We start from the raw sequence: 24383 nt of genomic DNA, 5'->3' as shown, positions 1-24383 counted from the left end.
CCTTTCCAAGATCGCTGGCAGTGGCCGTTTGACCTGCTCAGACGTGGCTCCCCCGGCTGGACTCGAACCAGCAACCCTTCGGTTAACAGCCGAATGCTCTGCCAATTGAGCTACGGAGGAAGGCGTGCGCCGTCAGGCGGGCCTGACGACGGACCACTCTAGCGTACCGGCTTGCGCAGCGAGCGCGGGCGGGGTGCGGGAGGATGGGGGTGGGAGCAACGTCGTGTGGACGTCAGGAGATGAGGCTATGAAGGCGTTCTTGATGGGAGCAGCGGTCGGGTACGTGCTGGGGGCCAAGGCCGGACGCGCCCGGTACGACCAGATCGTGCGCACCTACCGCAAGATCGCCGACCACCCGGCCGTGCAGGGCGCCGCCGGTATCGCCAGGGCGAAGATCGGCGAGAAGACCGGGCTGGGCGGCAAGGCGAGCAAGACGCACCCGAACGGGCACGTCAGCGAGCCCAGCCGGACCTAGGCCGGGGCGCGCGCCACCACGAAGACCCGGCGGAACGGGAACCAGGTGCTGCCGTCCGGTCGCACCGGGTAGGCGGCGCGCAAACCGGGCGCGAGGGCGGCGCGGAACTCGTGCCAGTCGGCATCGGACAGCACCGACTTGATCGGCCGCATCGCGGTGCCGGTCATCCACTCGAGCACGGGGTCGGCGCCGCTCATCCGGTGCAGGTACGTCGTCTCCCAGGCGTCGACGGCGTATCCGGCCTCGGCGAAGAGCCGGGCGTAGCCCTCCGGATCCAGCACTGCGTTCACGTCGCGCACGGTCACCCCGTCGAGCCGGGACCGCCACGCCGGGTCGGCGATCTGGGCGCGGAGCAGCACGTGCGACGGCGCGGCGAAGTTGCCCGGTACCTGCATCGCGAACCACGCCCCGGCTGGCAACTGCCCGGCCCACCTGCGCAGCAGCTCGGGGTGGTCGGGAATCCACTGCAGCACGGCGTTGGTCACGGCCACGTCGGTGTCCGGGGCCGGCGTCCAGTCCCGCACGTCGGCCACCTCGGCGGCGATTCCCCGCTCGCGCGCGGCGGCCACCATCTCGGGTGACGAGTCGAACGCCTCGATCGCCGCGGCCGGCCAGCGCGCCACGAGCTCGAGCGTGCGGTTGCCGGCGCCGCAACCGATGTCGACGATCCGGCGCGGCGCCTCGGCCCCGATCCGGTGGACGAGGTCGCGAAACGGCCGCGCGCGGTAGTCGTCGAACACGAGGTAGCTGCCCGGGTCCCACATCGCGACCTCCCCGGAGAGTAACAGTACGTCCGTACTGTTTAGCCTACCGGGCCGTCCCGCGCCACGCGCAGCTTTTCCGCCACCTCCGAGGCGAGTGTCCGCACCGCGTCAGGATCCGTCCCGGGGTCGGCGCGGACCTGCAGGACGATCCCGACGCCGGGCACCACCCGCTGCACGAACCACACGCCGCCGCCGGGCAGCTCGCGGCGGTGCCGGGACCGGATCGAGCCGGTGACCCTGGCGTGCACGACCGCCGGCAGCCGGCCCGGCCGCTCCAGGGCGAACCGGCGGGCCGGCAGGTCGGCCAGCAGCACGGCCTCGCCCGCGGCGCCGCGCTCCGCGGCCTCGGTCACGGTCAGCGTTCCGTTACCCCAGGTCGCCTTGCTGATCAGGTGCCAGCCGGCGCGCCGCACGCCGTCCCCCTCGGGCAGCCACAGGCCGAGCGAGGTCGCCACCAGGTCCCCGGCGACCGCGAGCACGCGCTCCTCGGCGTCGAGCGTGCCGGTGAACCCTGGCGGAACACCCGGTCCGGCGACCAGCTCGACCAGCCGGCGCAGCCAGGCCACTAGGTCAGCCCGCCCGCCGCCTGCTCCCCCAGCGCCTTGCGGTACTGCTCAAGCGCGACGAGGTCGCCGAACAGCGTGCGGTAGTCGTCGGCGTCCTCGACCGGGTTGAGCCGCTGCAGCCGGGACTTCAGCTCGGCGATCTGCCCGGCCACGACGCTCTCGATCAGCCGGGCGACCAGGCTTCCGACGTACCGGGCGTCGGGCTCCTCCTTGTGGTGCAACGGTTCCACCGCAAGCTCGGTGACCAGCGACCGAACAGTCTGATGTGGACAGTTCTTGCTCGCGGCCTCCACGAGGCCCGGACCGGACAGCCCGGAGGACGTCCCGCCTGCGGCCAGCAACGCCTCGTGCAGCTCCCGGTAGGCGGGGTGGGTGAACGCCTCCTTGGGCACCGAGTTGTCGTAGTACGGCCCGGCCATCGCGGGCGCCTGCAGCGCCGCCTTGAGCGCCTCGCGCTGCACCCACAGCCGCGGATCGTTGCGCGGCGGGCGGGGTGGGCCGTCCACGTCGACGGCGAGCGCGCCCTGGTTGGGGTTGGCCGGCTGGCGGCCGCGGCGCTGCGGGGCCGGCGAGCCACCGGCGGTCTCCCGCACCCGGCGCACCACGGTCTGGATGTCCTCCCAGCCGACCCAACCGGCCAGCTGGCGCGCGTATTCGTCGCGCAGCGACTCGTCCTTGATCCGCGCGACGTTGGGCACGGCCCGGCGCAGCGCCTCCACCCGGCCCTCCGCGGTGTCCAGGTCGTGCTCGCCCAGCTCGGCCCGGATCCAGAACTCGATCGCCCGCTGCCGCCGGGCCACCAGGTCCACCACCGCGCGGTCGCCCTTGGCCTGGCGCAGCTCGCACGGGTCCATCCCGCCGGGGGCCACCGCGATGAACGTCTGGCTGGCGAACCGCTGGTCCTCCTCGAACGCCTTGATCGCCGCCTTCTTGCCGGCCTCGTCGCCGTCGAACGTGAAGATCACTTCGCCGCGGAAGAACGAGTCGTCCATGAGCAGCCGGCGCAGCACCGCGATGTGCTCGGTGCCGAACGCCGTGCCGCAGGTGGCGACCGCGGTGGGCACGCCGGACAGGTGCATGGCCATCACGTCGGTGTAGCCCTCGACCACGACGACCTGGTGCCGCCGGGCGATCTCGCGCTTGGCCAGGTCGAGCCCGAACAGCACCTGCGACTTCTTGTAGATCGGGCTTTCGCTGGTGTTGAGGTACTTGGCCTCGATCGGGTCGTCGTCGAAGATCCGCCGGGCACCGAAGCCGACCACGTCCCCGCTGAGATCCTTGATCGGCCACAGCAGCCGGCGGTGGAACCGGTCGATCGGTCCGGACCGGCCCTCCTTGGACAGCTGCGCCTTGATCAGCTCCGGCAGCTCGAAGCCGCGGCCGAGCAGGTGCTTGGTCAGCCGGTCCCAGCCGGCGGGCGCGAAGCCGCAGCCGTACGTGGCCGCCGCGGCGGCGTCGAACCCGCGCTCGGTGAGGAACTCCCTGGCCTTGGCCGCCTCGGGGGTGCGCAGCTGCTCGGCGTAGAACTCGGCGGCCGCCTTGTGCGCGTCGACCAGCCGGCTGCGGCTGCCCCGGTCGCGCTGGACGACCGCGCCGCCGCCCTCGTAGGTCAGCGCGATGCCGACCCGGTCGGCCAGCCGCTCGACCGCCTCGACGAAGCTGAGGTGGTCGATCTTCATCACGAAGGCGATCACGTCGCCGCCCTCGCCGCAGCCGAAGCAGTGGAACGTGCCGTGGCTGGGCCGGACGTTGAACGACGGCGTCTTCTCGTCGTGGAACGGGCACAGGCCCTTCAGCGCGCCGCCGCCGGCCCGGCGCAGCGCGACGTACTCGCCGAGGACCTCGTCGATCCGGTTGCGCTCGCGGACCTGTGCGATGTCGCTTTCCCGGATTCGTCGCGCCACGCCGCCGAGTCTAGGCCGCTCCGCCGGCGGCTACGCTGGGGGTTGTGACCGTCAGCGAGGACGTACTGGCCGAGCAGTTCGCCGCGCACCGGGCGCACCTGATCGGGGTCGCCTACCGGCTGACCAGCACGCTGGCCGACGCCGAGGACGCCGTGCAGGAGGCCTGGCTCCGACTGTCCGGTTTGGACGAATCCAAGCGGGCCGGCATCCGCGACCTGCGCGGCTGGCTGACCACGGTGGTCGGCCGGATCTGCCTCGACCGGCTGCGCTCGGCCACCGCGCGGCGGGAGCGGTACACCGGTCCGTGGCTGCCGGAACCGGTCGTCACCCCGTTCGGCACCCCGACCAGCGAGGATCCACTTGAGACGGTGGTGCGCGACGAGGGCGTGCGGATGGCCGCCATGGTGCTGCTCGACCGGCTCACCCCGGAGCAACGCGTCGCGTTCGTGCTGCACGACGCGTTCGGCGTCCCGTTCGGCGAGATCGCCGAGATCCTCGGCGTCTCCGAGGCGACCGCCCGCCAGCACGCCTCCCGCGGCCGCCGGGCCGCCGCCGAGGCAGACCCGCCGCCGCGGGCGCCGCTCGACGAGCAGCGCGAGGTCATCGAGCGGTTCATGGCCGCGTTGGCCGCCGGGGACATGCCGGCCGTGGTCGAGCTGCTGCACCCGGACGCCGTGCTCATCGGCGACAGCGACGGCAAGGCCCGCACCACTCGCCGGGTCATGGTCGGCGCCGAGAAGATCGCCCGGTTCGCCTTCGGGCTGCTCGAGCGGTACGGGCCGGAGCGGGCCTTCGCCGGTCAGCTGGTCCTGGTCAACGGTGACCTCGGCATGGCGCTGCCGGACATCCCGGGCGACGACACACACCTGGCGATGGCCCGCCGGGTCACCACGTTCACCATCCGGGACGGCAAGGTGGTCGCCATGTACGACATCGTCAACCCGGACAAGCTCACCCGGATGCCGACCGGGTTCTGACGGTCGCTCCCGCGTCGGCCGGCACCGGAACCCGGCAGGCGTCGCCGGAGGTGAAGCCCTGGTCGGTGATGTCGAGGGCGCTGTTGAACCGGGCGCGCTGGTTCTCCAGGGCAATGTGGTAGGTCAGCTCGATCACGCCCTTGTCGCCGAACTCCGCGCGCAGCTCGGCCACCTGCTCGTCGGTGACCGTCACCGGGCTGGCGCTCATCGCGTCGGCATAGGCGATCGCCATGCGTTCCCGGGCGGTGTACGCCGGCGAGGTGGCGTAGTCGTCGATCTGCCGCAGCCGCTCGATGTCCAACCCCTCGTGCTTCTGCAGCATGGTGCCGAAGTCGACGCACCACGAGCAGCCGAGCCGCTGGGCGACCCGGTACACGGCCAGCTCGCGGACGTTGGCGGGCAACACCTTCGACGCCTTCTCCACGGCCAGCTCGTGCCCGCCGCCGGCGAGCGTCAGCGGGAGATGGTGGGCCGAGACCGTCAGGGGCTCCGGCACCGCGCCGTAGCGGCGGCGGGCGAACCGGTACATCGCGCGCAGCAGCGGCCCGGCCTCCTTGGTGGACACTCCTGGAATCCTGGGCATGATCTCCTCCTCCTCGATGCCGTCGAGGGGAGGACGAGGTCGGTCAGCCGGGCGTGACAACCCGGGCGGCGAAGTACACCACGCCGGTCGCGGCATGCCGCACGAGCAGCAGGAACGGGCGATCGACGTGGACCTCGACCGGTTGCTCCATCGAGATGCCGGTGAGCCGGAACATGATCGCGGTGGCCGCGGCGCCCTCGAGGCCCTGCTCGTCCAGCTTGAGCACCGACTGATGCAGCACCGCCTGCACCGCAAGCGAATCCGGGCTGATCCCGCTCAGGTCGGCGTCGTCGGTGAACACGGTCCGCACGCTGCGCTCGTTGAGCGCGGGGGTCAGCTCGGCCTGCGTGGACAGGTCCAGCTTCGGCAGGCGCAGCCGCACCTGGGTGGACCGCTGGGCGTCGATCAGGTCGGCCAGCATGCTCGCGTCCAGCCACGACTCTGTCTCGGCCAGATCGCCGTCGGGCAGCAACACGGTCGCCTCCACGCCGCCGACCGCCGGCAGGCCGATCACCTGCCACCCGTCGCGGGCGGCATAGCCGACCGACTCGGTCAGCTCCATGGTCGGCACCTCGATCGTGCCGCCCGGCACGCGGAACGGCCCCGGCACGGTCGCCTCCTCGGCGAACCGGTGGCGCCAGCCGCACTTCAGGTACAGCGCGTTGACCAGCGCGGCCCTGGTGTCCTTGCGGATGGCCCCGTCCGGCACCAGGTTCGGGATCAGCCCCCGCGTGGTCTCGGCCACGTCATTGTTGATCAACTTCCGGGCCGCGCCGGGATCCGTGCTGAACGGCGCCGGCTGCACAGATCCGCCCGCCGTGCGAGCCACCTCGTCGACGAAGTCCTCCCGCAGCCGCAGGGACGCGTCCGCCCACATCGTGTTCGACACGGCGAGCACGGGCTCCTGCTCGTCGCGTCCGGCCGGGGCGAGCGTCGCCGCCTCGTCGAGCAACCGGCCGAGCGCCTGGATGTCGCCGGACTTGTCGCCGAGCAGCAGCACCACCAGCTCGTCGCGGGTCATGCCGGCCGCCCCGGCCGCGACCAGCCGCACCGCGCTGGCCACGGAGAACGGCGACCAGCAGACGTCGTCGGTGGGATCGGGGGCGAGGGCGCGGTGCAGGGCAAGGGTGAACGCGAGGTGCGCGCGGTCGGTCACGAGACTCCCTAGCGGCGGGCGTCGGACAGGGTCAGGCAGATCGGCGGCTGCGGCACCGGCAACTCCTGGGAGGCAGCGTGCAGCGGTCCCCACGGCTTGGGATGGCGCGGCTCGCGGACACCGGCGGACCCCGCCTCGCCGTCGCCGTCCTCGAACCACCGGTCGGTCAGCCCGCTCGGGTCCGCGGGGACCGACGGCCGCTTCGGACGCAACCCCCGCCGACCGGGCGGGCTCTGCTGTGCGCGCGCTCGACCTCTACCCATGGCCTCGAGTGTGCCACTTGTCACACCAGAGTGGCGTGCCAGCCGACGGCCTGGGCGTCGGTGAGCGCGGCGACCTGATCGACGATCACCCGCAACCGCTGCGCGTCGTCGGCCGCCGCGTGGAAGGCCGGCCGGAACGCCGGCTCCAACTGGTCCGGCGCCCGCCCGGCGAGCGCCTCGACCAGCTCGGCCAGCAGCTCCCGCTGCCCGGCCTGCAGGGTCAACCGGTCGGGATCGCTCATCACCCAGCGCCGCGCGGCCGCCTTGAGCAGGGCGACCTCCGCGGCCACCCTGGCCGGCACCACCAGATCGGCGGCGTACCGGCACAGCATCCCGTCGCCGTACTCCCGCCTGGTGCCGGTGACCGCCGCGGCCGCGAACCGGCCGACCAGCTCGCTGGTCAGCCGCTTCAGCGCGACCTGGGCGCCGAGGGAGCCGTCGTATTCGCGTTCGGCCAGCTCGGCCACGACCGGCAGGCGCAGCAGCTCCTTGGCCGCCTCCTCCAGATCGGAGACCGGCTGGCCGGAGAAGTGCTTGGCGGCCAGCTCGGCCACCGCCGCACGCTCGGCCGGGTCGGCGAGCGCTCCGAGCGAGATCCGGCCCGACCGCACGCCGTCCTCGACGTCGTGCACCGAGTAGGCGACGTCGTCGGCCCAGTCCATCACCTGCGCCTCAAGGCACCTGTGCTCGTCCGGCGCGCCCCGCCGCATCCAGTCGAACACCGCCAGATCGTCGTCGTAGACGCCGAACTTCGCCCGCCCCGCCGTGCGTCGCCACGGGTACTTCGTCGACGCGTCCAGCGACGCCCGGGTGAGGTTGAGCCCGTGCGTGCGCCCGTCGTCGCCGAGCACCTTGGGCTCCAGCCGGGTCAGGATCCGCAGGGTCTGCGCGTTGCCCTCGAACCCGCCGCAGGCCTTGGCCAGCTCGTCGAGCGCCTGCTCGCCGTTGTGCCCGAACGGTGGGTGGCCGATGTCGTGCGCGAGGCCCGCGGTGTCCACGATGTCCGGGTCGCAGCCCAGCTCCTCGGCGATGCCGCGGCCGATCTGGGCCACCTCCAGCGAATGGGTCAGCCGGGTCCGCGGCATCCCGCTGGCCTCGTCGCTCTCGCCCGGCGCGACCACCTGGGTCTTCCCCGCGAGCCGGCGCAGGGCGGCCGAGTGCAGCACCCGCGCCCGATCCCTGGCGAACGGGCTGCGCCTGGCCGGCCAGGAACCGGGCAGCGCGGCCGTCTTCGCCGGCTCGGCCAGCAGGCGGGCGGCGTCGTGCTCGGTGTAGCCCGGGCTCATAACGACGGAGGTTACTTGTCGGCGGCCACGTCCTCGCTGATGCCGATGCCGTCGGCGGGCGCCCTGGTAGCGCGGTAGTACAGCAGCGCGGCGGTCTCCCGGAGGATGTAGCGCAGCTGGGTCTGCCTGGTCTGCACGATCGGGCCGCTGTGCGTCGGCGACGTCCACGCGTCCAGGCCCACGTCCGCGGCCATCGTCCGGGCCCGCAGCGAGTGCCACGGATCGCTCACGATCACCGCCGAGCGCCAGCCCCGCTGCTTGACCGCACCGACCACGGCCTTGAGCGTGCCCAGCGTGTCGGCGCCCTCGTCGACCTCGACCACCCGGTCCCGGGGCACCCCCTGCGCGGTCAGCCACCGGGCGCCGGCGTCGGCCTCGGTGTAGGTGTCGCCCTGCCGGCGGCCGCCGCCGGTCACGATGTGTCGCGCGACGCCGTCGTCGTAGAGCGTCTTGGCGTGCTTGAGCCGCGCCTCGAAGATCTTCGACGGCTTCCCGTCGTACTGCGCCGCGCCGAGCACCACGACCACGTCCGCCGGCGTGCGGTCGTCCACCCTCGCCACCTGCCAGACCCGGAACCCGGTGCCGCCGACGACCAGGGCCCCGACGATGAGCACGCCGAGCACCAGCCGGCGCACGAACCGCCGGACCGGACGGGCAGGCTCCGCTGGGGTCACGTCAGCCATCCTTGCAGACGCCCTCGTGATGCTTTGTTCACCGGCTTTCGGTCCACAATGGAGCGTCGCATCCTACCCGATCCCGGCGACCGAAACCGCTCCGCGACCGGCCACGGCGGCGAGTTGTCCACACCGTTGTGGACTATCCACAGATGTGCCCGCCCCACCCCGCCGGGGCGCCGCCATGCGGTGTGCTGACCCCATGACTCGCAACCGCGCCCTCGTCGACATCGACGCGCTCGCCGACCTCTTCCCGCACCGCATCGCCCGCGCCACCGAGCTCATCCGGCTCGGCCTGAGCAGCCACGCGATCTACACGAACTGCCTCCCCGGCGGCCGATGGCAACGCATCGCGCCCGGTGTCATCCTGCTCGCCAAGGACCCGCCGACCCGGCCGCAGCTCATTGCCAGCGCCCTCCGCCACGCCGGCCCCGGCGCGATCGTCACCGGCTGGGACGCCCTGCACCACCACGGCATGTCCACCCCACCCGCGCCCGGCGAGGTCCACCTCCTCGTCCCGCACGGCCGGCAGGTCCGCAACCTCCGCCACGTCCTCATCGAACGCACCACCAAGCTGCCCACCCCCGTGCCGTGCAATGGCTTCCCCATCGCCCCCCTCCCCCGCGCGGTCACCGACACCGCCCGCCGCCTCACCGCCCCCGACGCCGTCCGCAAACTCCTCGCCGAAGTCATCCAACGCGGCCGGCTCAACCCGGCCTGGCTCCGCCACGAGCTCGACACCGGCAGCAACCGCGGCAGCGCGCTGCCCCGCCGCATCCTCGACGAGCTCTCCTCTGGAATCCGCTCCATGGCCGAGGGCTGGGCCCGCAGGCTCGTGCACCGCACGGATCTCCCTCAACCCCTCTGGAACACCCCCATCCGCACCCCCGACGGCGACCACCTCGGCATCATGGACGCCTGGTGGCCCGAGCTCGGCCTAGCCTGGGACCTCGACTCCTACCAGTTCCACCTCACCCCCGCCGCCCACGCCGAGTCAATGCGCCGCCACGCCCGCCTCAAGTCCGCGGGCATCATCGTCCTCCACACACCCCCCGCCCAACTCCGAGACCACTCCACCCTCGTCCTCGACGAACTCCTCCTCGCCCACCACCACGCCACCCTCCGTCCCCCTCCACCCATCGTCACCGACATAGCCGGCGCCTCATGACCCCGCCCCCACCACCCGCCCGACATCCAGTGCCCCAGTGAGTGCGAGCGTGTGATTGGTCCTGAATGGGGCGAATGTGGCCCGTGCTGTGGAGCGTGAGGGTGGGAAATGGTTATGGGGCGAGCACAAGATGACCGCGCCGCGCGACATGAAAGCGGGAAATAGTTCTCAACCAAGCACAAAGGTGACCGCGCCGCGTGGCGTGAAAGCGGGAAATGGTTCTCGGTCAAGCACGAAGGTGGCCCACGCTTCGCGGCGTGAAGTGGGAAGTGGTTCTCGGTCAAGCACAAAGGTGACCCGCGCCGCGGCAGGAAAGTGGGAAATGATTATGGGTCGAGCGCAAAGGTGGCCAATGCTGTGCGGTGTGAGGGTGGGAAATGGTTCTAACTGGGGGACGAGGCAGTCCCTGCCTGGGTGTGAAAGTGGAGAGTGGCTCCAGCTTGGGCGCGAAGATACCTCTATCGAGGAGTGCCAGTGAGGAACGGTTAGCTCGTACGAAGGTGGCATTTGCAATAGCGAGTATAGGACCTTCCGCGCCGATCACAACCGAAGGACACCTTCATTCCCACACTCGAGCGAAAGCCACCTTCCTACCCCGCAATTCCGGAGCCGAGGTCACCTTCGCACGACTCCTCACGACTCCACCCGGACGAAGGCCACCTATCCACGACCGACAAATGCGAAGGCCACCTTCATTCGCGGCAGAGCAAGGCCACGTTCACCCGCCAAGCGGAGGCCACCTACATCGCTCGTGAGCCAATGTCACTCTCATCCCCAGCCAGGGGAGGGCCACTGTCACCTGGCTAGGCGAAGGCCGCCTTCACCACTCGAGATCAAAGGCCACCTTCGCCCGACCAGGTACTGGCCACCTTCAGCCTTGGGGGCTCAAGGTCACCTCCACGCTGGCAAGGAAGGGCAACCTTGCCATCTGCCAGGGGGAGGGCACCCTTGCCAGTTGCGAGGGGAAGGGCCACCTTCACATCGGCCACTGGGCGCGGCGGCGGGCGTCGAGGTCGTCGAACCACGCCCGGGTGGTGCAGGGGATGGCCACCTTGACACCGGTCAGAGGATGGCCACCTTGACATCGGTCAGAGGATGGCCACCTTCATCTGTGTGAGATCGACGGCCACCTACACCTTCGGTCGAAGGCCACCTTCACATCGGGCTGGGTGCCTTCAAGCTGTCCTGCGCACCAATCACACCAGCCAAATGCACGTCCACTCCACATTCGAGCGAAGGCCGCCTTCGTTCGCGTTCCCAGGTCGAGACAAGGCTCCCTTCGCGCCTTCATACCGAGGCAAGGCCCCTTTCGCACTCCCAGGTCGAGGCAAGGCCCCCTTTGCGCCGCCATGCCAAGGCAAGGCCCCCTTCGCGCCCTGCCGCTGGGACAAAGGCCACCGCCGCACCTCCGCGGTAATGAGAGCCACCGGCACCTCAGGGAACAAAGGCCACCGCCAGCCACGGGAGGCGAGGGCCACCTTCGCTCTGGGACGGGTCGAGGTTCGGCGGAACTGGGACGCCCAGCAGACCCACTGCTCACCTGAAGGCATTCGAAGATCACCTTGAGGTGCCCGCGACTCCGCGGGCTCGTCTAGCAGCGAGCGGGGTTGGTCTGGGGGCTATGCCGGCCCGGGGCCGGACCGTGGCGCTCGGCCGGCCTCGTGCGGGTAGCGGGTCTGAACAGGGCACGGAGGAACCCCAAGGCGCGCGATCGCGGCCGGATGTGGTCCGGCTCGACGGGCGCGTCCGGCAATGCGGACGACGCCAGCGCACGAGTTGCCTCCACCACGAGGTCGGCGGGGATGAAGATAGACATCATTCACTCTCTTTCGTTGGCAGATAACTGATGCGCGCTGGCGAGGTACCTCGTCACCATCGACGCTAGGCCGTCGCGGACGATACGTCCAATGCAAGTATTCGCTCGGATTGATGCGCATCAGGAATGAAGTCGGCATGCAGCCCGAGCTACACATGATCCAACCGGGTCGGTACTGGTCTGAAGGTCGCCTTCGCATGGAATGCCGACAGGCAGGGCCACCTTCGCTCCTCAGGGGCGGGTGGCCGGCTCGGCCCCCGCGTGGTGAGCGGAGCGGATGTGGTGGTCAGGTAGGTGGGGTCTGGCCGTCGAGGACTCGGATCAGCGCGTCACGGATGACCGGGCGCAGTGCGTTCGGGTCGTCGAGGTCGCTGCCCACGACGATGCCGTCGCGGAGCATCATGAGGATGGTGGCGGTTCGCTCGGGGTCTGGGTCGCCGGCGTCGGCGAGCAGGTCGCGGAACAGGGTGTGGCTCCAGCGGCGGTACTCCGCGATGGTTCGGCGCACCGGATGGGCCGGGTCGGGATACTCCGCCGCGGCGTTGGTGAAGGGACAGCCGCGGAAACCGGCGCTGGCACCGGTCTTTCCCAGATATTCGAAGATCGCCAGGAGTATCTGGCGGGGTTCGATCGACGCCGTCCGCATGGCCTCGATGGCGGCCCGCTGACGCTGATACTCCTCATCCAGGTAGGCGCGGACGAGCTCGTCCTTCGCCGGAAAGTGGTGGTAGAAGGTGGCCTTCGCAACGCCGGCCTGGGCGATGATCCGGTCGATGCCGACCGTGTGCAGGCCCTCGGCGTAGAACAGGGCGGCGGCGGTGTCGAGGACACGGCGACGGGCCGGGCTCTGCCGTCGGTGTTCGGACGCCGGTGCGGTCACCCCTTGACGGTATCAGACAGATCTGTCTATCTTAAGCATCGCGGTAGACAGACAGGTCTACTCAGTGTTGGAACCATACGAGCGGAGAACCTCATGGAACCGCTGTACACGGCGGAGGCGCATGTCGCCGGTGGACGCGACGGTCGGGCGTGGACCGCGGACGGTCGGCTGGACCTGGAGCTTCGGCAGCCGAAGGAACTCGGGGGCGACGGTGCGGGCACCAATCCCGAACAGCTCTTCGCCATCGGCTACGCCGCGTGCTTCGCCACCGTGCTGACCCTGTTGGGCCGGCGCGAGAAGATCACCACCGAGGATGTGGAGATCGACTCGAAGGCCATGCTCATCCCGACCGGCACCGGCGCGTTCAAGCTCGGTGTCGAGCTCGACATCGCCCTGCCCTCACTCGCCGACGCCGCGCGGGCCATGGATGTCGTCCGCGAGGCGCACCGGATCTGTCCGTACTCCAACGCCACTCGCGGAAACATCGACGTTTCACTGATCGTGAACGGCGCACGGCTGGGCGCGTCCGCACTGCTCGAGGCGAGGGGTTAGCAGCCGAGGAGTTGGGCGGCCAGGTAGGGCTCGAGTTGGTCGATGGCGACGCGGTCCTGGGACATGGTGTCGCGTTCCCGGACGGTGACGGCGTGGTCGTTGAGGGAGTCGAAGTCGACGGTCACGCAGAACGGGGTGCCGATCTCGTCTTGGCGGCGGTAGCGGCGGCCGATGGCGCCGGCGTCGTCGAAGTCGACGTTCCAGTGGCGGCGCAGGGTGGCGGCGACGTCGCGCGCTTTCGGGGAGAGATCGGCATTGCGGGACAGGGGAAGAACGGCCACCTTGACCGGGGCGAGGCGGCGGTCGAGGCGGAGGACCACCCGCTTGTCGACACCGCCCTTGGCGTTGGGGGCCTCGTCCTCGGCGTAGGCGTCGAGCAGGAAGGCCATCAGCGGGCGGCCGACGCCGGCGGCGGGCTCGATGACGAACGGGCGGTAGCGGGAGTTGGTCGCCTGGTCGAAGTAGGACAGGTCCACTCCCGAGTGGTTGGAGTGCGTGGTGAGGTCGAAGTCGGTGCGGTTGGCGATGCCCTCCAACTCGCCCCATTCAAGGCCGCCGAACTGGAAGCGGTACTCGATGTCGACCGTCCTCTTCGAGTAGTGCGACAGCTTCTCGGTGGGGTGCTCGTACAGGCGAAGGTTGTCCTTGGCGATGCCCAGATCGGTGTACCAGCGCATCCGCTCGTCGATCCAGTACTGGTGCCACTCCTCGTCGGTGCCCGGCTCGACGAAGAACTCCATCTCCATCTGCTCGAACTCGCGGGTGCGGAAGATGAAGTTGCCCGGCGTGATCTCGTTGCGGAACGACTTGCCGATCTGGCCGATGCCGAACGGGGGTTTGCGGCGCGACGTGGTGAGCACGTTCAGGAAGTTGATGAAGATGCCCTGGGCGGTCTCCGGTCGCAGGTAGTGCAGGCCCTCCTCGGACTCGACCGGCCCCAGGTGGGTCTTGAGCATCATGTTGAACTCGCGCGGCTCGGTGTACTGGCCGCGGTTGCCGCAGTTGGGGCACGGCACGTCGGACAGATCGTGCTCCGCGACCGCCTTGCCGGTGCGCTCGGCATATTCCTCGGCCAACTGGTCGGCGCGGAACCGCTTGTGACAGGAGGTGCACTCGACCAGTGGATCGTGGAAGGCGGCCACGTGCCCGGAGGCGACCCAGACCTGACGGGGCAGGATCACCGACGAGTCGAGGCCGACGATGTCGTCCCGCCCCTGGACCATGGCCTTCCACCAGGCGCGCTTGATGTTCTCCTTCAGCTCGACACCAAGCGGTCCGTAATCCCATGCGGAGCGGGTGCCGCCATAGATCTCGCCGCACGGGTAGACGAAGCCCCGACGTTTGCACAGGCTGACAACGGTCTCGACACGGTCTGCGGGCACGAGCACTCCATCGAATGAGCACCGGAAAGGTGAGGCGGAAATGTCAGGGTAACCCGCGCCGGGTCAGCCACGATCGGGGGATTACAGGGCATCTAGCAAGATGGGCACCTGTGAGGGCTTACCGAGCCGCCAGATCCGCCGAGGATCGGGTGGCCGCCAACCGCCGGCTGGCCGCGACAACACCGGATGCAGCGGGGATGATGGGCCGACCCTCACATCGGCTCGACGTGAGGAGCAACCATGCGTGGTAGGCGGTCTGGCCGGACTCCGCTGCTGGCCGGCGACGGACCGCTGGCCAGGGTGCCACCGGTAGCGGCGTTCTTCGCGGTCGTCGCCGTGTTCGCGGTCGCCGTGCTGGTCCGGGGCGTGCTCGGCGCCGCCCTGCTCGGTCTGCTCGCCGTGGCCGTCGGGGTGCTGCTCGCGAGCACCTGGCCGGCGCTGTCCGGCCCGGCACGGGCCGGTCGCGTGATCATCCTGGCGGCGCTGGTGGCCATCGCCGTGTCGCTTCTTCTCACGGCATGACGAAATAGGGTTGCCACCTACACTGTTGAACACGGTAACCACTTCGAACATCTGAGAGGACGGGTCGCCCGTGAGCTCGGACGCCGCACGCGACACGCTGCCGGCGGCCGAGCATTCTCCGGACCGTCCCGCGGTGGGACCGTCCGTGCATCGGTCCGGTCGGACGCTGGTCGCCGCGGGTGATCTACTGCGCGCGCTGGCCGCGCCGGTGCGGATCGCCATCGTGCTGGAGCTGCGCGTGGCCGACCGGTGCGTGCATGAGCTGGTCGACGCGCTCGGGGTTGCTCAACCGCTGATCAGCCAGCACCTGCGGGTGCTCAAGTCCGCCGGCGTGGTGCGTGGCGAGCGACACGGCCGCGAGGTGGTGTATCGGCTGGTGGATGAGCACCTTTCGCATATCGTGGTGGATGCAGTCGCCCATGCGGAGGAGGGCTGACCACGGTGACCGCGACCGACCGCTCCACGCCGACCGTTCCGGGCCGGCGGTCGACCAGGCAGCGCACCGCGGTCGCCGAGCTGCTCGAGCAGATGAGCGACTTCCGCTCGGCCCAGGAGCTCCACGAGGAGCTGCGCAAGCGCGGCCAGGGCATCGGCCTGACCACCGTGTACCGGACGCTGCAGTCGCTGGCCGATGCCGGCGAGATCGACGTGCTGCGCACCGACAGCGGCGAGGCCGTGTACCGGCGCTGCTCCGAGCACCATCACCACCACCTGGTGTGCCGCAGCTGCGGGCGCACCGTGGAGGTCGAGGGACCGGCGGTGGAGAAATGGGCGGAACGCGTGGCCGCCGAGAACGGCTTCTCCGAGGTGAGCCACACCGTCGAGGTGTTCGGCACGTGCGCGGACTGCACCACCTGAGCACGTCACCGAAGGTGGCCTTCGCCGGCCGAGTCGAGCCATGGCCACCTTCAGGGTGCATCACTAGGGCTTCAGGCTGCAGGTGACCGACACCAATGGGGTAAGGGAACGAGGGCCACCGTCGGGCTGGACCGCTGAGGGTTGGGATGGCGGTGGCCTTCATGCGGCGGGGTGGGGAGCAAGGTGGCCCTGGCGTGGGGTGGCGTGACAGCGGCAATCATCCGGGTCGGGGCGGGCGATGGCCACCTTCGGGCTGCGCTACTAGGGCTGCGGCTGAAGGTGGCCGACGTTAGGGGCAAGGGAACGAGGGCCACCTTCGGGCTGGGCCGGTTGAGGGTTGAGATGGCGGTGGCCTTCATGCGGCGGGGTGGGGAGCAAGGTGGCCCTGGTGCGGAGTGACGCGACAGCGGCAATCATCCGGGGTCGGGGCGGGCGAAGGCCACCTTCGGGCTGGACCGCTGAGGGTTGGAGTGGCGGTGGCCTTCATGCGGCGGGGCGGGGAGCAAGGTGGCCTTTGCACGGGGTGGGGGATGAGGGAGCGATTGGCCGGGGTGAGCGGGCTTTGGACATATTCAGGCGAAGGTGGCCCTTGCCGGTCGGGGAGAAGGGCCACCTTCGGTGTGGCTGGAGGTGGTCGGCGCCAGTCGGGGTGGGCGAGGGCCACCTTCAGCCACGGGGTTAGCCGGCGGCTCGGGGGAGGCGGTTGCCGGCGATGACTTGGGCGTACCAGCGGGCGCTCTGTTTGGGGGTGCGGCGCTGGGTGTCGAAGTCGACGTGGACTATGCCGAAGCGTTTGGCGTAGCCCTCGGCCCATTCGAAGTTGTCGAGCAGGGACCAGTAGAAGTAGCCGCGGAGGTCGACGCCGAGCTCGATGGCGGCGTGTGCGGCGCGCAGGTGAGCGTCGAGGAAGGCGATGCGGTCGTCGTCGCGGATCTTGCCGTCGGGGTCGATCACGTCGCGGTAGGCGGCGCCATTTTCCGTGATGTGCAAGGGGATGGGCGGGTATTCGCGGTGCAGGCGGACCAGCACGTCGACCAGGCCGGGGGGTTGGACCTCCCAGCCGCTGTCGGTGAGCGGCAGGCCGCGGGACACGAACCGGATGTGCTCGGAGCCGGGCCATTCCGACGGGCCGTCGGCCGGCTCGTCGGAGGGGGTCACGGTGTGCGCGCGGTAGTAGTTGATCCCGAGCAGGTCGAGCCTGGCGGAGATGAGGTCGAGGTCGCCGTCGCGCACGTGGTCGGCGAACCCGAACGGGGCGAGGTCCTCGACCACGTCCGAAGGGTAGGAGCCGCGCAGGACCGGGTCGAGGAACAGCCGGTTCTGCAGACCGTCGATCCGGCGCACCGCCTCAAGATCGGCCGGTGAGTCCGGGTCGGCCGGCTCGACCGGGAACAGGTTGAGGGTGATGGCGGCGTCCGCGTTCGGCGCCAGCTCGCGGATCTTGCCCATCGCCAGGCCGTGCGCGAGCAGCAGGTGGTGCACGGCGGCGACCGCGGCGCGCGGCTCGGTCCGGCCGGGTGCGTGCAGACCGCTGGCGTAGCCGAGGAACGCCGAGCACCACGGCTCGTTGAGGGTGGTCCAGACCGGCACCCGGTCACCGAGCCGGCCGAGCACCGCCTCGACGTAGTCGGCGAACCGGTAGGCGGTGTCCCGGTTGGCCCAGCCGCCCCGCTCCTCGAGCGCCTGCGGCAGGTCCCAGTGGTAGAAGGTGACCCACGGACTGATGCTGTTCTCCAGCAACCGGTCCACGAGCCGCTCGTAGAAGTCCAGCCCGGCCTGGTTCACGTCCCCGCCGTCCGGCCGAATCCGCGGCCAGGCAACGGAGAACCGGTACGCGCCGAGCCCGAGCTCGGCCATCAGCGTGACGTCGTTCTCGAACAGCCGGTAGTGGTCCGCGGCGGGCTCGCCGGTGTCGCCGGCGGCGACGGCTCCGGGGCGCCGGCAGAACTCGTCCCAGATGGAGTCGGTTCGTCCGTCTACTGTGGTCGATCCCTCGATCTGAAACGCCGCGGTCGCGGCGCCCCACACGAACCCGGCCGGAAACGCGTGATCAGCCTCCAATGCCTCAGATACGGACTCGACCTCGTCTGGAACTACGGACACGGTGCTATCCCTTCACGGCTCCTTGCATGATCCCGGCCACGATCTGGCGGCCGAGCAAAATCAGGATGATCAAGATCGGAATGGTGGCCAGGGTCGTGCCGGCCAGCACCAGCGAGTAGTCCACGTAGTAGCCGGCCTGGAGTTTCTCCAGCGCCACCTGGATCGTCGGGTTGTCCGGGGTGAGCACGATCAGCGGCCACATGAAGTCGTTCCACGACATCATGAACGTGAACATGGCCAGGAACGCGGCGGCCGGCCGGACCGCAGGGAGGCAGACGTGCCAGTAGACGCGGATCATGCTGCAACCGTCCACTCTGGCCGCTTCGATCAGCTCGTACGGCACCACCTGCACGGTGTACTGCCGCATCCAGAACACCCCGATGGCGGTGACCAGGTTGGGCACCATCACCGCCCACAGTGTTCCGGTCCACCCGTAGTCGGCCATGGCGATGTACAGCGGGATGATGCCCAGCTGCGTCGGCACCGCGAGCGTGGCCACCACGAACACGAACAGCGCGTTGCGGCCGCGGAACCGCAGCTTGGCGAAGGCGAACCCGGCCAGCGTGGAGAACAGCACGGTGGTGAAGGTGACCACGCCGCCGACGATCAGGCTGTTGCCCATCGCCTTCCAGAACGGCACGGTGTCGAACACGCGGGCGGCATTGTCGAGGAAGTTCCCGCCGGGCAGCATCGGCGGGATCTTCTCGGTGAGGATCGAGTTGTCTCGGCTGGCCACCAGGAACGACCAGTAGAGCGGGAACGCCGAGCCGAGCAGGAACGCGGTCAGCAGGCCGTAGATCCAGAACCGCGCGCGGCGGTCGGCGAAGCCCCGGCGCCCCCTGGACGCCGGGGTTCGCCTGCGGAACGGAACACTCAGCGCGGTCATCGGTCTGCCTCACCCGTGGACGCGATCCGTTTGGTCAGCAGGAAGTTGATCACGGCAATGATGATGATCACGAGGAACAGCACCCAGGCGATCGCCGACGCGTAGCCGAGGTCTCCGGTCTCGAAACCCGCCTGGTACAGGTAGAGCGTCACGGTCTGGAACTGGTTCTCCGCACCGCCGTTGCTCGAGCCGGGCAGCTCGGTGAACACCCTGGGCTCGGTGAAGATCTGCAACCCGCCGATCGTCGAGGTGACCACGACGAAGATCAGCGTCGGCCGCAGCAGCGGCAGCACGACGCTGAAGAACCGGCGCACCGCGTTGGCCCCGTCGATGACCGCGGCCTCGATGAGATCGCGCGGAATGGCCTGCATGGCGGCCAGCACGATCAGCGTGTTGTATCCGGTCCAGCGCCAGTTCACCATGATCGCAATGGCGACGTGGCTGGCGAACCGGTCGTTCTGCCAGTTGACGCGGTCGAGCCCCAGGGTCTCCAGGATCGAGTTGATCAGGCCGTACTGGACACCGAACAGGTTGCCGAAGATGATGCCGACCGCGACCAGGCTGGCCACGTACGGGATCAACACCCCGACCCGCCACCCGGTCGTCGCGCGCAGCTTCGTGTTGAGCATGGCGGCGAGCAGCACCGCGACCACGATCTGCGGTCCGCTGGAGAGCACGAAGATGCTCACCGTGTTGGTCAGGGTCTTCCAGAACTGGTCGTCGCCCAGCAGCTCGGCGTAGTTCTCAAGGCCGATGAACCGGCCGGTCTCGTCGAGCAGCTCCCAGTCGAACAGCGACGTGTAGGCCGTGAACAGCAACGGGAACAGCCCGACGATCCCGAACAGGATGAAGAACGGCGCGATGTAGAGGTAGGGCGAGACCTTGACGTCGGCGATGCTCAACCGCTGCCGGAAGGTCAGCCGGGTGGGCGGTCTGGCCGGTGGCGGCGCGGGGGGTCGCGACACCGGGCGGGCAAGCGTTTCCGACATCCCCGGCTCCCTCTCGGTGAGTTGGCGTGGTAACGCGCCCGGTTCGGCGATCGTCAACCGAACCGGGCGCGAAGATCCTTACTTGACGATCTTCTTGGCCGCGTCGACGGCCTGCTGCCAACCCTCCTCCGCGGACTTGCCTTGCTCAACCGCCTGCAGAGCCGGGCTCGTCGCGTTCTCCTGAATGCTCGCGTCGCCGGGTCCCTTGTACTGCGGCGGACCGACCTTGCGGGCCATGTTGGCGTAGAGCTCGCCGACCTTGATGCCGCCGAAGTACTCGCTCGTGCTGTTCAGCAAGTCGGGCGACTCCAGAGCCTTGACCTGGCTCGGGAAGGTCTTCTTCGCCTTGAACGCCTTGAGCTGCTGCTCGGGAGCGGTCAGCCAGGCGGCCAGCTCGGCGGCCTGCTGCGGGGTCTTGCAGCTCTTCGGCACACCGAGGTAGGAGCCGCCCCAGTTGCCGCCACCGTTCGGGAAAGCGTCGGTCACGGCCCACTTGCCCGCGTTCTCCGGGCCCGCGTTGCCTTCGATCACACCGAGCATCCAGGCCGGAGCGGTCTTGGTCGCGAAGGCGGCGGCCTTGAAGCCGTTCTGCCACTCGGGGCTGAACGCGGTGAGCTTGGCGGACTGCCCGCGGGCGACCGCCGCCGTCACCTGGTCCCAGGCCTTCTTGATGTCCGCATTGCTCTCGATGGCCAGCTGGTCGTCCGACTTGTTGATGTAGCCGTTCGGCAGCTGGTTCACCATCGCGTTGAACACCTGCGACGCGCTGTCGAACCACGGCTTGCCGGTCGCCTTGACGTACTGGTCGCCGGCGGCGAAGAAGGAGTCCCAGGTGGCGAACATCGACTTGATCGACGCGTCGTCCGTCTTCATCCCGGCCGCTTCGAGCAGGTCCTTGCGGTAGGCCATGGCGAGCGGGCCGATGTCGGTGCCGTACCCGATCAACGAGCCATTCTTGGCCTTGGCGGCCTCATACTTCCAGCTGAGCCACCGGTCCTTGGTGACGTCCTTCGGGCCGATCTCCTCGAGGTTGTTGAACAGTTGAGCATTCTTGAGGTGCTCGCTCAGGTGGCCTTCCTCGATGCCAACGATGCACTCGGCCTGACCACCCCTCAACTTGGTCTGGAGCGCCGTGAAGAACGGGCCGCCCTGCGCGACCTTGTTGTGCTTGATCGTGACATTGGGGTGAAGATTGTGGTATTCGATCAGCAAGTCCTCGTATCCGAACTCGCCGAAGGTTGCAATGGTCAGCTCGACCGGCTCGTTGCTGGGCGTGGTGCTGCCGGTGTTCGCGCTGCCGCCGCCCTCGTCGCCGCCACAGGCGGTCATCGCGCCGACGGTGGCCAGGGCGATCGCGCCGGTGAACGCCCTGATTAACAGTTGTCGCACGTCAAACCCCTTGCTGCTGGGTGGGGCTGGGAGCGCTCCCAGAATTAGCGGTGCTGAGTTTGTCTGCGACCACGGACTATGTCAAGGCATCGTGGCTGTTGTGTTACGTCATCGTTTGAGAGCGCTCCCAGATCCGGTACGCTCGCTTCGTGGCAGCCGGACCTAGCCAGGACGAACGTCCCACCCTGGAAGACGTCGCGGCCTACGCGGGCGTCTCCAGGTCAACCGCATCCAGGGCGCTCAACGACGACGCCTACGTCAGCCGGCGCGCCCGGGAGGTCGTCCTCGCCGCGGCCGCCGCGCTCGGCTACTCCCCCAACCAGGCGGCGCGCTCGCTGGTGACCAAGCGGACCGGGGCGGTAGGCCTCGTGCTGTCCGAGCCCGAGTCGAAGGTGCTCGACGACCCGTACTACCCCGCGGTCATGCACGGCGCGTTCCGCGAGCTGGCCGCCGTCGGCATGCAGATGCTGCTGATGTTCGTCGACAGCCGCGAGGACGTGCCGCGGACGATCCGGTTCCTGGAGGGTGGCCACGTCGACGGCGCGCTCGTCATCGCGCCGCACAAGGGCGACCCGTTGCCCACCGCGCTGCGCCTGCTGCGGCTCCCGGTCGTGTTCGGTGGCCGGCCCGGCACGATCAGTCGCGGCATCCACACCGTCGACTTCGACAACCAGGGCGGCGCGCGGATGGCCGTCGAGCACCTGCTCGGCATCGGCCGGCGGCGCATCGCCACCGTGACCGGCCCGCTGGACCATCCCGCCGCCCGCGACCGGCTCACCGGCTGGCGCGACGCGCTGATCGCCGCCGGCGCCGACCCCGACGACCTGTCCGAGGCCGCCGACGACTTCAGCATGGAGAGCGGTGAGCGGGCCATGCAGAACCTGCTCGACCGCGCACCCCGCCTGGACGCCGTCTTCGCGGCCAGCGACCCCTTGGCGGCCGGGGCCATGCGGGCGCTGCTCAACGGCGGCCGCCGCGTTCCCCAAGACGTGGCCGTGGTCGGCTTCGACGATCACCCGGCGCTGGCGCCGGCGATGGACCTGACCTCGATCCACCAGGATCCCCGCGAGCAGGTCGGCCACATGGTCCGCACCCTGATGGCCCTGCTCGCCGGCGAGTCCGTCCGCCCCGGCACCCGCGTGCTCCCGGTCTCGATCACCCACCGCGGCTCGGCGTGACCGACAGCCCGGCCAGCAGCAGGGTGATGCCCAGCCGCAGCCGGCGGCGGGTGCGCCGCGGGTCGGTCAGGTCGCTCTCCAGGCCGTAGGTCAGGGCCAGAACGACGTCGGCGATCTCGGCGGGATCGGTGCCGGCCAGGTCGAGCTCGCCCTCGGCCTTCGCGATCGTCGTGGCCACCAGCTCCCGGATGGCGGTGCTGAGCGTGTCGGCGAGGTCGCCGGAGAGCCGGGCGCCGGCGTCGAGCAGCTCGGCGGCGTGCGGGGTGTCCCGCCACAGCTTGACCGCCAGGTCCAGCTTGGCGGCCACCACGTTGTACAGGCGTTCGGCCAGCGGCGCGTCGCTCTCGGCCGCGGCGCGGGCCTTGTCGAGCACCTCGTCGAACAGCCTGGTCGCCAGCCGGCGGAAGGCGTCGTCCTTGTTGCGGACGTACTGGTACACCGCCGGCCGGGACATGCCGGCGGCCGCGGCGATGTCGTCCATCGTCGTCCGGCGAACGCCGTGCCGGGTGAAGCACGCGTACGCCGCGTCCAGGATCCGGTCAATCGGCTCGTCGGGCATGCCCAGGAATATCGCATGCGTCCCCCGCCGCGCGTTCCAGCACCTCCAGCACGGTGTCGCGGAACAGGGCCACCTTGTAGCCGGTCTGCGGCAGCGGCGCGCAGCGTTCGGTGACGCGTTCGGCCGCCGAACGCAGCGCGTCCCAGGTGATCTTCGCACCGGACAGCGGCGCCTCCACTTCGGACAGTCGAAGCGGGGTGCGGGCGACGCCGCCGGCGGCCACGGCGACCAAGCGCACGGCGCCGGTGTCGTCGGGCACCAGCCGGGCCACCGCCTCCACCAGTGGCCACTCGGCCTCGGCACGCGCGATCGCCCGGTGGTAGGCGGCCCGCTCCCCCGGCGCCGGCGGCGGCAGCTCGACCGCGGTCAGCACCTCGGCCGGGCCGAGCAGGTGGTCGCGGGTGGGGTCGGAGCCGTCGCCGTAGAGCTCGGCGACCGGGAGCGACCCGCGGCCGTCGACGGTCACCCGCGCGTCGTAGGCGAGCAGGGCCACGGCCAGCGAGGACGGGTGCGGCGCGACGCACGGGCCCTGATCGACCACCACGGAGTACAGGTGCGCCCCGCCGCGCGCCGGGCACCCCTCGCCGCCGGTCTGGTGGCAGGCGAACCTCGGATTGCGGTAGTACCAGCATCTGTTGCGCTGCAACAGGTTTCCGCCGAGGGTGCCGGCCGCGCGGATCTGCGGGGTGGCCAGGCCGCCCGCCGTCAGGCTCAGCGCCGGGTAACCCGCCCGCAGCCGGGGGTCGGCGGCGAGCTCGGCGACGGTGGTCAGCGCGCCGATCCGGGCGGAGCCGTCCGGCCGCCACTCGATCCCGCGCAGATCCGGCTTGCCGGCCAGGTCCACGAACGGCCCGGCGGCGCGCCCGATCCGGGCCCTGGCAAGGACGTCGGTGCCGCCGGCACGCAGCTCGGTCACGAGCGGATCCCTTCGAGCAGCCGGTCGGGGCGGATGGGCAGGTCCCGCGGGGCCCAGCCGGTGGCGGCCCGCACCGCGTTGCCCACCGAGGCGGCGACGCCGATCGTGGCCACCTCGCCGAGGCCCACGCCGCCGCCGGAGACGTGGTCCCAGCCGTCCCGATGGAAGTGGACCTCGATCTCCGGAACGTCGCCGATGCCGGGGATCCGGTAGTCCTCGAGGTTGTCGGTGAGCACGACGCCGGTCGCCGGATCGGCGTGCCGCTGCTCGTGCAGCGCGAACCCGACGCCCTGGATGACCGAGCCCTCGCACTGGTTGCGGGCCAGCCGCTCGTTGTAGATGTGCCCGGCGGCGATGCCGGCCCAGACCCGGGTGACGCGGACCGCACCGAGCCGGGTGTCCACCTCGACCTCGGTCACGTGCAGCGCGCCGGTGAGACCCCGGCCGATGGACGTGCCGCCGACAGAGAACGGGAGGAGGTAGCCGCGCCGGTCGCGGGGTCGCCGGCCGACCACCCGGGTGCCGTCGGTCAGGCGG

At 70.2% G+C, this 24383-nt stretch carries 25 protein-coding genes and 1 tRNA gene; 8 read left to right on the top strand and 18 right to left on the bottom strand.

The genetic code is table 11. The features are described 5' to 3' along the window. Positions 1-44: 44 nt before the first annotated feature. Positions 45-120 (bottom strand) — tRNA-Asn (locus VGX25_RS24615). Positions 121-247: 127 nt separating this feature from the next. Between VGX25_RS24615 and VGX25_RS24610 the strand changes: the two genes are divergently transcribed. Next, positions 248-475 carry a hypothetical protein gene (locus VGX25_RS24610; protein WP_326920258.1) on the top strand — a complete coding sequence of 76 codons (228 nt, stop codon included), beginning with the start codon at positions 248-250 and terminating at the stop codon, positions 473-475. Here VGX25_RS24610 and VGX25_RS24605 read toward each other — a convergent pair. The 3 genes from VGX25_RS24605 to dnaG are packed head-to-tail and all read right to left on the bottom strand — an operon-like array spanning position 472 to position 3709. Continuing rightward, on the bottom strand, positions 472-1239 hold the full coding sequence (locus VGX25_RS24605) for a trans-aconitate 2-methyltransferase (protein WP_326920257.1): 768 nt from the start codon (positions 1237-1239) through the stop codon (positions 472-474). The genes VGX25_RS24610 and VGX25_RS24605 overlap by 4 nt on opposite strands. 38 nt (positions 1240-1277) lie before the next feature. Further along, on the bottom strand, positions 1278-1805 hold the full coding sequence (locus tag VGX25_RS24600; protein ID WP_326920256.1) for a hypothetical protein: 528 nt from the start codon (positions 1803-1805) through the stop codon (positions 1278-1280). Beyond that, on the bottom strand, positions 1805-3709 hold the full coding sequence (gene dnaG / locus VGX25_RS24595) for a DNA primase (RefSeq protein ID WP_326920255.1): 1905 nt from the start codon (positions 3707-3709) through the stop codon (positions 1805-1807). Before dnaG ends, VGX25_RS24600 begins: the two co-directional genes overlap by 1 nt. A gap of 35 nt (positions 3710-3744) precedes the next feature. Between dnaG and VGX25_RS24590 the strand changes: the two genes are divergently transcribed. Beyond that, complete coding sequence (locus tag VGX25_RS24590) at positions 3745-4686, top strand: sigma-70 family RNA polymerase sigma factor (RefSeq protein ID WP_414635948.1); 942 nt, start codon at positions 3745-3747, stop codon at positions 4684-4686. Here the strand turns inward: VGX25_RS24590 and VGX25_RS24585 are convergent. The 5 genes from VGX25_RS24585 to VGX25_RS24565 are packed head-to-tail and all read right to left on the bottom strand — an operon-like array spanning position 4661 to position 8657. After that, on the bottom strand, positions 4661-5269 hold the full coding sequence (locus VGX25_RS24585; RefSeq protein ID WP_326920253.1) for a carboxymuconolactone decarboxylase family protein: 609 nt from the start codon (positions 5267-5269) through the stop codon (positions 4661-4663). The genes VGX25_RS24590 and VGX25_RS24585 overlap by 26 nt on opposite strands. 43 nt (positions 5270-5312) lie before the next feature. Then, the gene (locus VGX25_RS24580) at positions 5313-6425 is read right to left on the bottom strand and encodes a serpin family protein (protein ID WP_326920252.1); all 1113 of its coding nucleotides are present in this window, start codon (positions 6423-6425) and stop codon (positions 5313-5315) included. A gap of 8 nt (positions 6426-6433) precedes the next feature. Next, the gene (locus VGX25_RS24575) at positions 6434-6688 is read right to left on the bottom strand and encodes a hypothetical protein (RefSeq protein ID WP_326920251.1); all 255 of its coding nucleotides are present in this window, start codon (positions 6686-6688) and stop codon (positions 6434-6436) included. Between the two features lie 20 nt (positions 6689-6708). Beyond that, entirely contained in the window at positions 6709-7974 is a 1266-nt protein-coding gene (locus VGX25_RS24570; RefSeq protein WP_326920250.1) for a deoxyguanosinetriphosphate triphosphohydrolase, read from the bottom strand. Between the two features lie 11 nt (positions 7975-7985). Continuing rightward, positions 7986-8657 carry a YdcF family protein gene (locus tag VGX25_RS24565; protein WP_326920249.1) on the bottom strand — a complete coding sequence of 224 codons (672 nt, stop codon included), beginning with the start codon at positions 8655-8657 and terminating at the stop codon, positions 7986-7988. A 193-nt stretch (positions 8658-8850) separates the two neighbouring features. Here VGX25_RS24565 and VGX25_RS24560 point away from each other — a divergent pair, with 193 nt between their 5' ends. Then, a complete protein-coding gene (locus VGX25_RS24560) occupies positions 8851-9816 on the top strand; it encodes a hypothetical protein (protein WP_326920248.1) in 966 nt (321 codons plus the stop codon). 2102 nt (positions 9817-11918) lie between these two features. Here the strand turns inward: VGX25_RS24560 and VGX25_RS24555 are convergent. After that, entirely contained in the window at positions 11919-12512 is a 594-nt protein-coding gene (locus tag VGX25_RS24555) for a TetR/AcrR family transcriptional regulator (RefSeq protein ID WP_326920247.1), read from the bottom strand. 93 nt (positions 12513-12605) lie between these two features. On the opposite strand from VGX25_RS24555, the gene VGX25_RS24550 reads away from it, so the two are divergent. Beyond that, on the top strand, positions 12606-13064 hold the full coding sequence (locus VGX25_RS24550; protein ID WP_326920246.1) for an organic hydroperoxide resistance protein: 459 nt from the start codon (positions 12606-12608) through the stop codon (positions 13062-13064). Here VGX25_RS24550 and VGX25_RS24545 read toward each other — a convergent pair. Further along, positions 13061-14446: a glycine--tRNA ligase gene (locus tag VGX25_RS24545; protein ID WP_326920245.1), complete on the bottom strand. Its 1386-nt coding sequence runs from the start codon at positions 14444-14446 to the stop codon at positions 13061-13063. The two genes, VGX25_RS24550 and VGX25_RS24545, sit on opposite strands and share 4 nt — an antisense overlap. Positions 14447-14686: 240 nt before the next feature. Between VGX25_RS24545 and VGX25_RS24540 the strand changes: the two genes are divergently transcribed. The 3 genes from VGX25_RS24540 to VGX25_RS24530 all read left to right on the top strand — a co-directional run bounded on the left by VGX25_RS24540 (position 14687) and on the right by VGX25_RS24530 (position 15826). After that, entirely contained in the window at positions 14687-14968 is a 282-nt protein-coding gene (locus VGX25_RS24540) for a DUF6703 family protein (RefSeq protein ID WP_326920244.1), read from the top strand. Between the two features lie 133 nt (positions 14969-15101). Next, on the top strand, positions 15102-15404 hold the full coding sequence (locus VGX25_RS24535; RefSeq protein ID WP_326920272.1) for a metalloregulator ArsR/SmtB family transcription factor: 303 nt from the start codon (positions 15102-15104) through the stop codon (positions 15402-15404). Positions 15405-15409: 5 nt separating this feature from the next. After that, positions 15410-15826: a Fur family transcriptional regulator gene (locus VGX25_RS24530; RefSeq protein WP_414635945.1), complete on the top strand. Its 417-nt coding sequence runs from the start codon at positions 15410-15412 to the stop codon at positions 15824-15826. A 678-nt stretch (positions 15827-16504) separates the two neighbouring features. Here VGX25_RS24530 and VGX25_RS24525 read toward each other — a convergent pair. The 4 genes from VGX25_RS24525 to VGX25_RS24510 all read right to left on the bottom strand — a co-directional run bounded on the left by VGX25_RS24525 (position 16505) and on the right by VGX25_RS24510 (position 21133). Next, on the bottom strand, positions 16505-17929 hold the full coding sequence (locus tag VGX25_RS24525) for a GH1 family beta-glucosidase (protein ID WP_326920243.1): 1425 nt from the start codon (positions 17927-17929) through the stop codon (positions 16505-16507). 4 nt (positions 17930-17933) lie between these two features. Continuing rightward, positions 17934-18815 (bottom strand): carbohydrate ABC transporter permease, encoded by an 882-nt coding sequence (locus tag VGX25_RS24520; protein ID WP_326920242.1) that lies wholly within the window; start codon positions 18813-18815, stop codon positions 17934-17936. Then, positions 18812-19804 carry a sugar ABC transporter permease gene (locus VGX25_RS24515; protein ID WP_326920241.1) on the bottom strand — a complete coding sequence of 331 codons (993 nt, stop codon included), beginning with the start codon at positions 19802-19804 and terminating at the stop codon, positions 18812-18814. The genes VGX25_RS24520 and VGX25_RS24515 overlap by 4 nt, the downstream gene beginning before the upstream one ends. 78 nt (positions 19805-19882) lie before the next feature. Further along, positions 19883-21133: an ABC transporter substrate-binding protein gene (locus VGX25_RS24510; protein ID WP_326920270.1), complete on the bottom strand. Its 1251-nt coding sequence runs from the start codon at positions 21131-21133 to the stop codon at positions 19883-19885. A gap of 209 nt (positions 21134-21342) precedes the next feature. Here VGX25_RS24510 and VGX25_RS24505 point away from each other — a divergent pair, with 209 nt between their 5' ends. Then, positions 21343-22371, top strand: coding sequence for a LacI family DNA-binding transcriptional regulator (locus tag VGX25_RS24505; RefSeq protein ID WP_414635944.1), 1029 nt, complete (start codon positions 21343-21345; stop codon positions 22369-22371). On the opposite strand, the gene VGX25_RS24500 is transcribed toward VGX25_RS24505, so the two are convergent. From VGX25_RS24500 to VGX25_RS24490, 3 genes are all read right to left on the bottom strand, one after another. Beyond that, the gene (locus VGX25_RS24500; RefSeq protein WP_326920240.1) at positions 22349-22930 is read right to left on the bottom strand and encodes a TetR/AcrR family transcriptional regulator; all 582 of its coding nucleotides are present in this window, start codon (positions 22928-22930) and stop codon (positions 22349-22351) included. The genes VGX25_RS24505 and VGX25_RS24500 overlap by 23 nt on opposite strands. Then, on the bottom strand, positions 22911-23846 hold the full coding sequence (locus VGX25_RS24495; RefSeq protein WP_326920239.1) for an FAD binding domain-containing protein: 936 nt from the start codon (positions 23844-23846) through the stop codon (positions 22911-22913). The genes VGX25_RS24500 and VGX25_RS24495 overlap by 20 nt, the downstream gene beginning before the upstream one ends. Beyond that, positions 23843-24383: molybdopterin cofactor-binding domain-containing protein (locus tag VGX25_RS24490; RefSeq protein WP_326920238.1), on the bottom strand; the 541-nt coding region annotated here is incomplete at its 5' end. The genes VGX25_RS24495 and VGX25_RS24490, both read right to left, overlap by 4 nt.

It is taken from the genome of Actinophytocola sp. (assembly GCF_035942955.1).
Lineage (GTDB): Bacteria > Actinomycetota > Actinomycetes > Mycobacteriales > Pseudonocardiaceae > DASYTH01.
This window is presented reverse-complemented; position numbering and strand designations above follow the sequence as displayed.

Bases quoted from the DNA above. Each gene is read 5' to 3' on its own strand.
- VGX25_RS24610 (WP_326920258.1), top strand. From the start codon at position 248: ATGAAGGCGTTCTTGATGGGAGCAGCGGTCGGGTACGTGCTGGGGGCC.
- VGX25_RS24605 (WP_326920257.1), bottom strand. From the start codon at position 1,239: ATGTGGGACCCGGGCAGCTACCTCGTGTTCGACGACTACCGCGCGCGG.
- VGX25_RS24585 (WP_326920253.1), bottom strand. From the start codon at position 5,269: ATGCCCAGGATTCCAGGAGTGTCCACCAAGGAGGCCGGGCCGCTGCTG.
- VGX25_RS24575 (WP_326920251.1), bottom strand. From the start codon at position 6,688: ATGGGTAGAGGTCGAGCGCGCGCACAGCAGAGCCCGCCCGGTCGGCGG.
- VGX25_RS24570 (WP_326920250.1), bottom strand. From the start codon at position 7,974: ATGAGCCCGGGCTACACCGAGCACGACGCCGCCCGCCTGCTGGCCGAG.
- VGX25_RS24565 (WP_326920249.1), bottom strand. From the start codon at position 8,657: ATGGCTGACGTGACCCCAGCGGAGCCTGCCCGTCCGGTCCGGCGGTTC.
- VGX25_RS24560 (WP_326920248.1), top strand. From the start codon at position 8,851: ATGACTCGCAACCGCGCCCTCGTCGACATCGACGCGCTCGCCGACCTC.
- VGX25_RS24550 (WP_326920246.1), top strand. From the start codon at position 12,606: ATGGAACCGCTGTACACGGCGGAGGCGCATGTCGCCGGTGGACGCGAC.
- VGX25_RS24540 (WP_326920244.1), top strand. From the start codon at position 14,687: ATGCGTGGTAGGCGGTCTGGCCGGACTCCGCTGCTGGCCGGCGACGGA.
- VGX25_RS24520 (WP_326920242.1), bottom strand. From the start codon at position 18,815: ATGACCGCGCTGAGTGTTCCGTTCCGCAGGCGAACCCCGGCGTCCAGG.
- VGX25_RS24515 (WP_326920241.1), bottom strand. From the start codon at position 19,804: ATGTCGGAAACGCTTGCCCGCCCGGTGTCGCGACCCCCCGCGCCGCCA.
- VGX25_RS24510 (WP_326920270.1), bottom strand. From the start codon at position 21,133: ATGACCGCCTGTGGCGGCGACGAGGGCGGCGGCAGCGCGAACACCGGC.
- VGX25_RS24500 (WP_326920240.1), bottom strand. From the start codon at position 22,930: ATGCCCGACGAGCCGATTGACCGGATCCTGGACGCGGCGTACGCGTGC.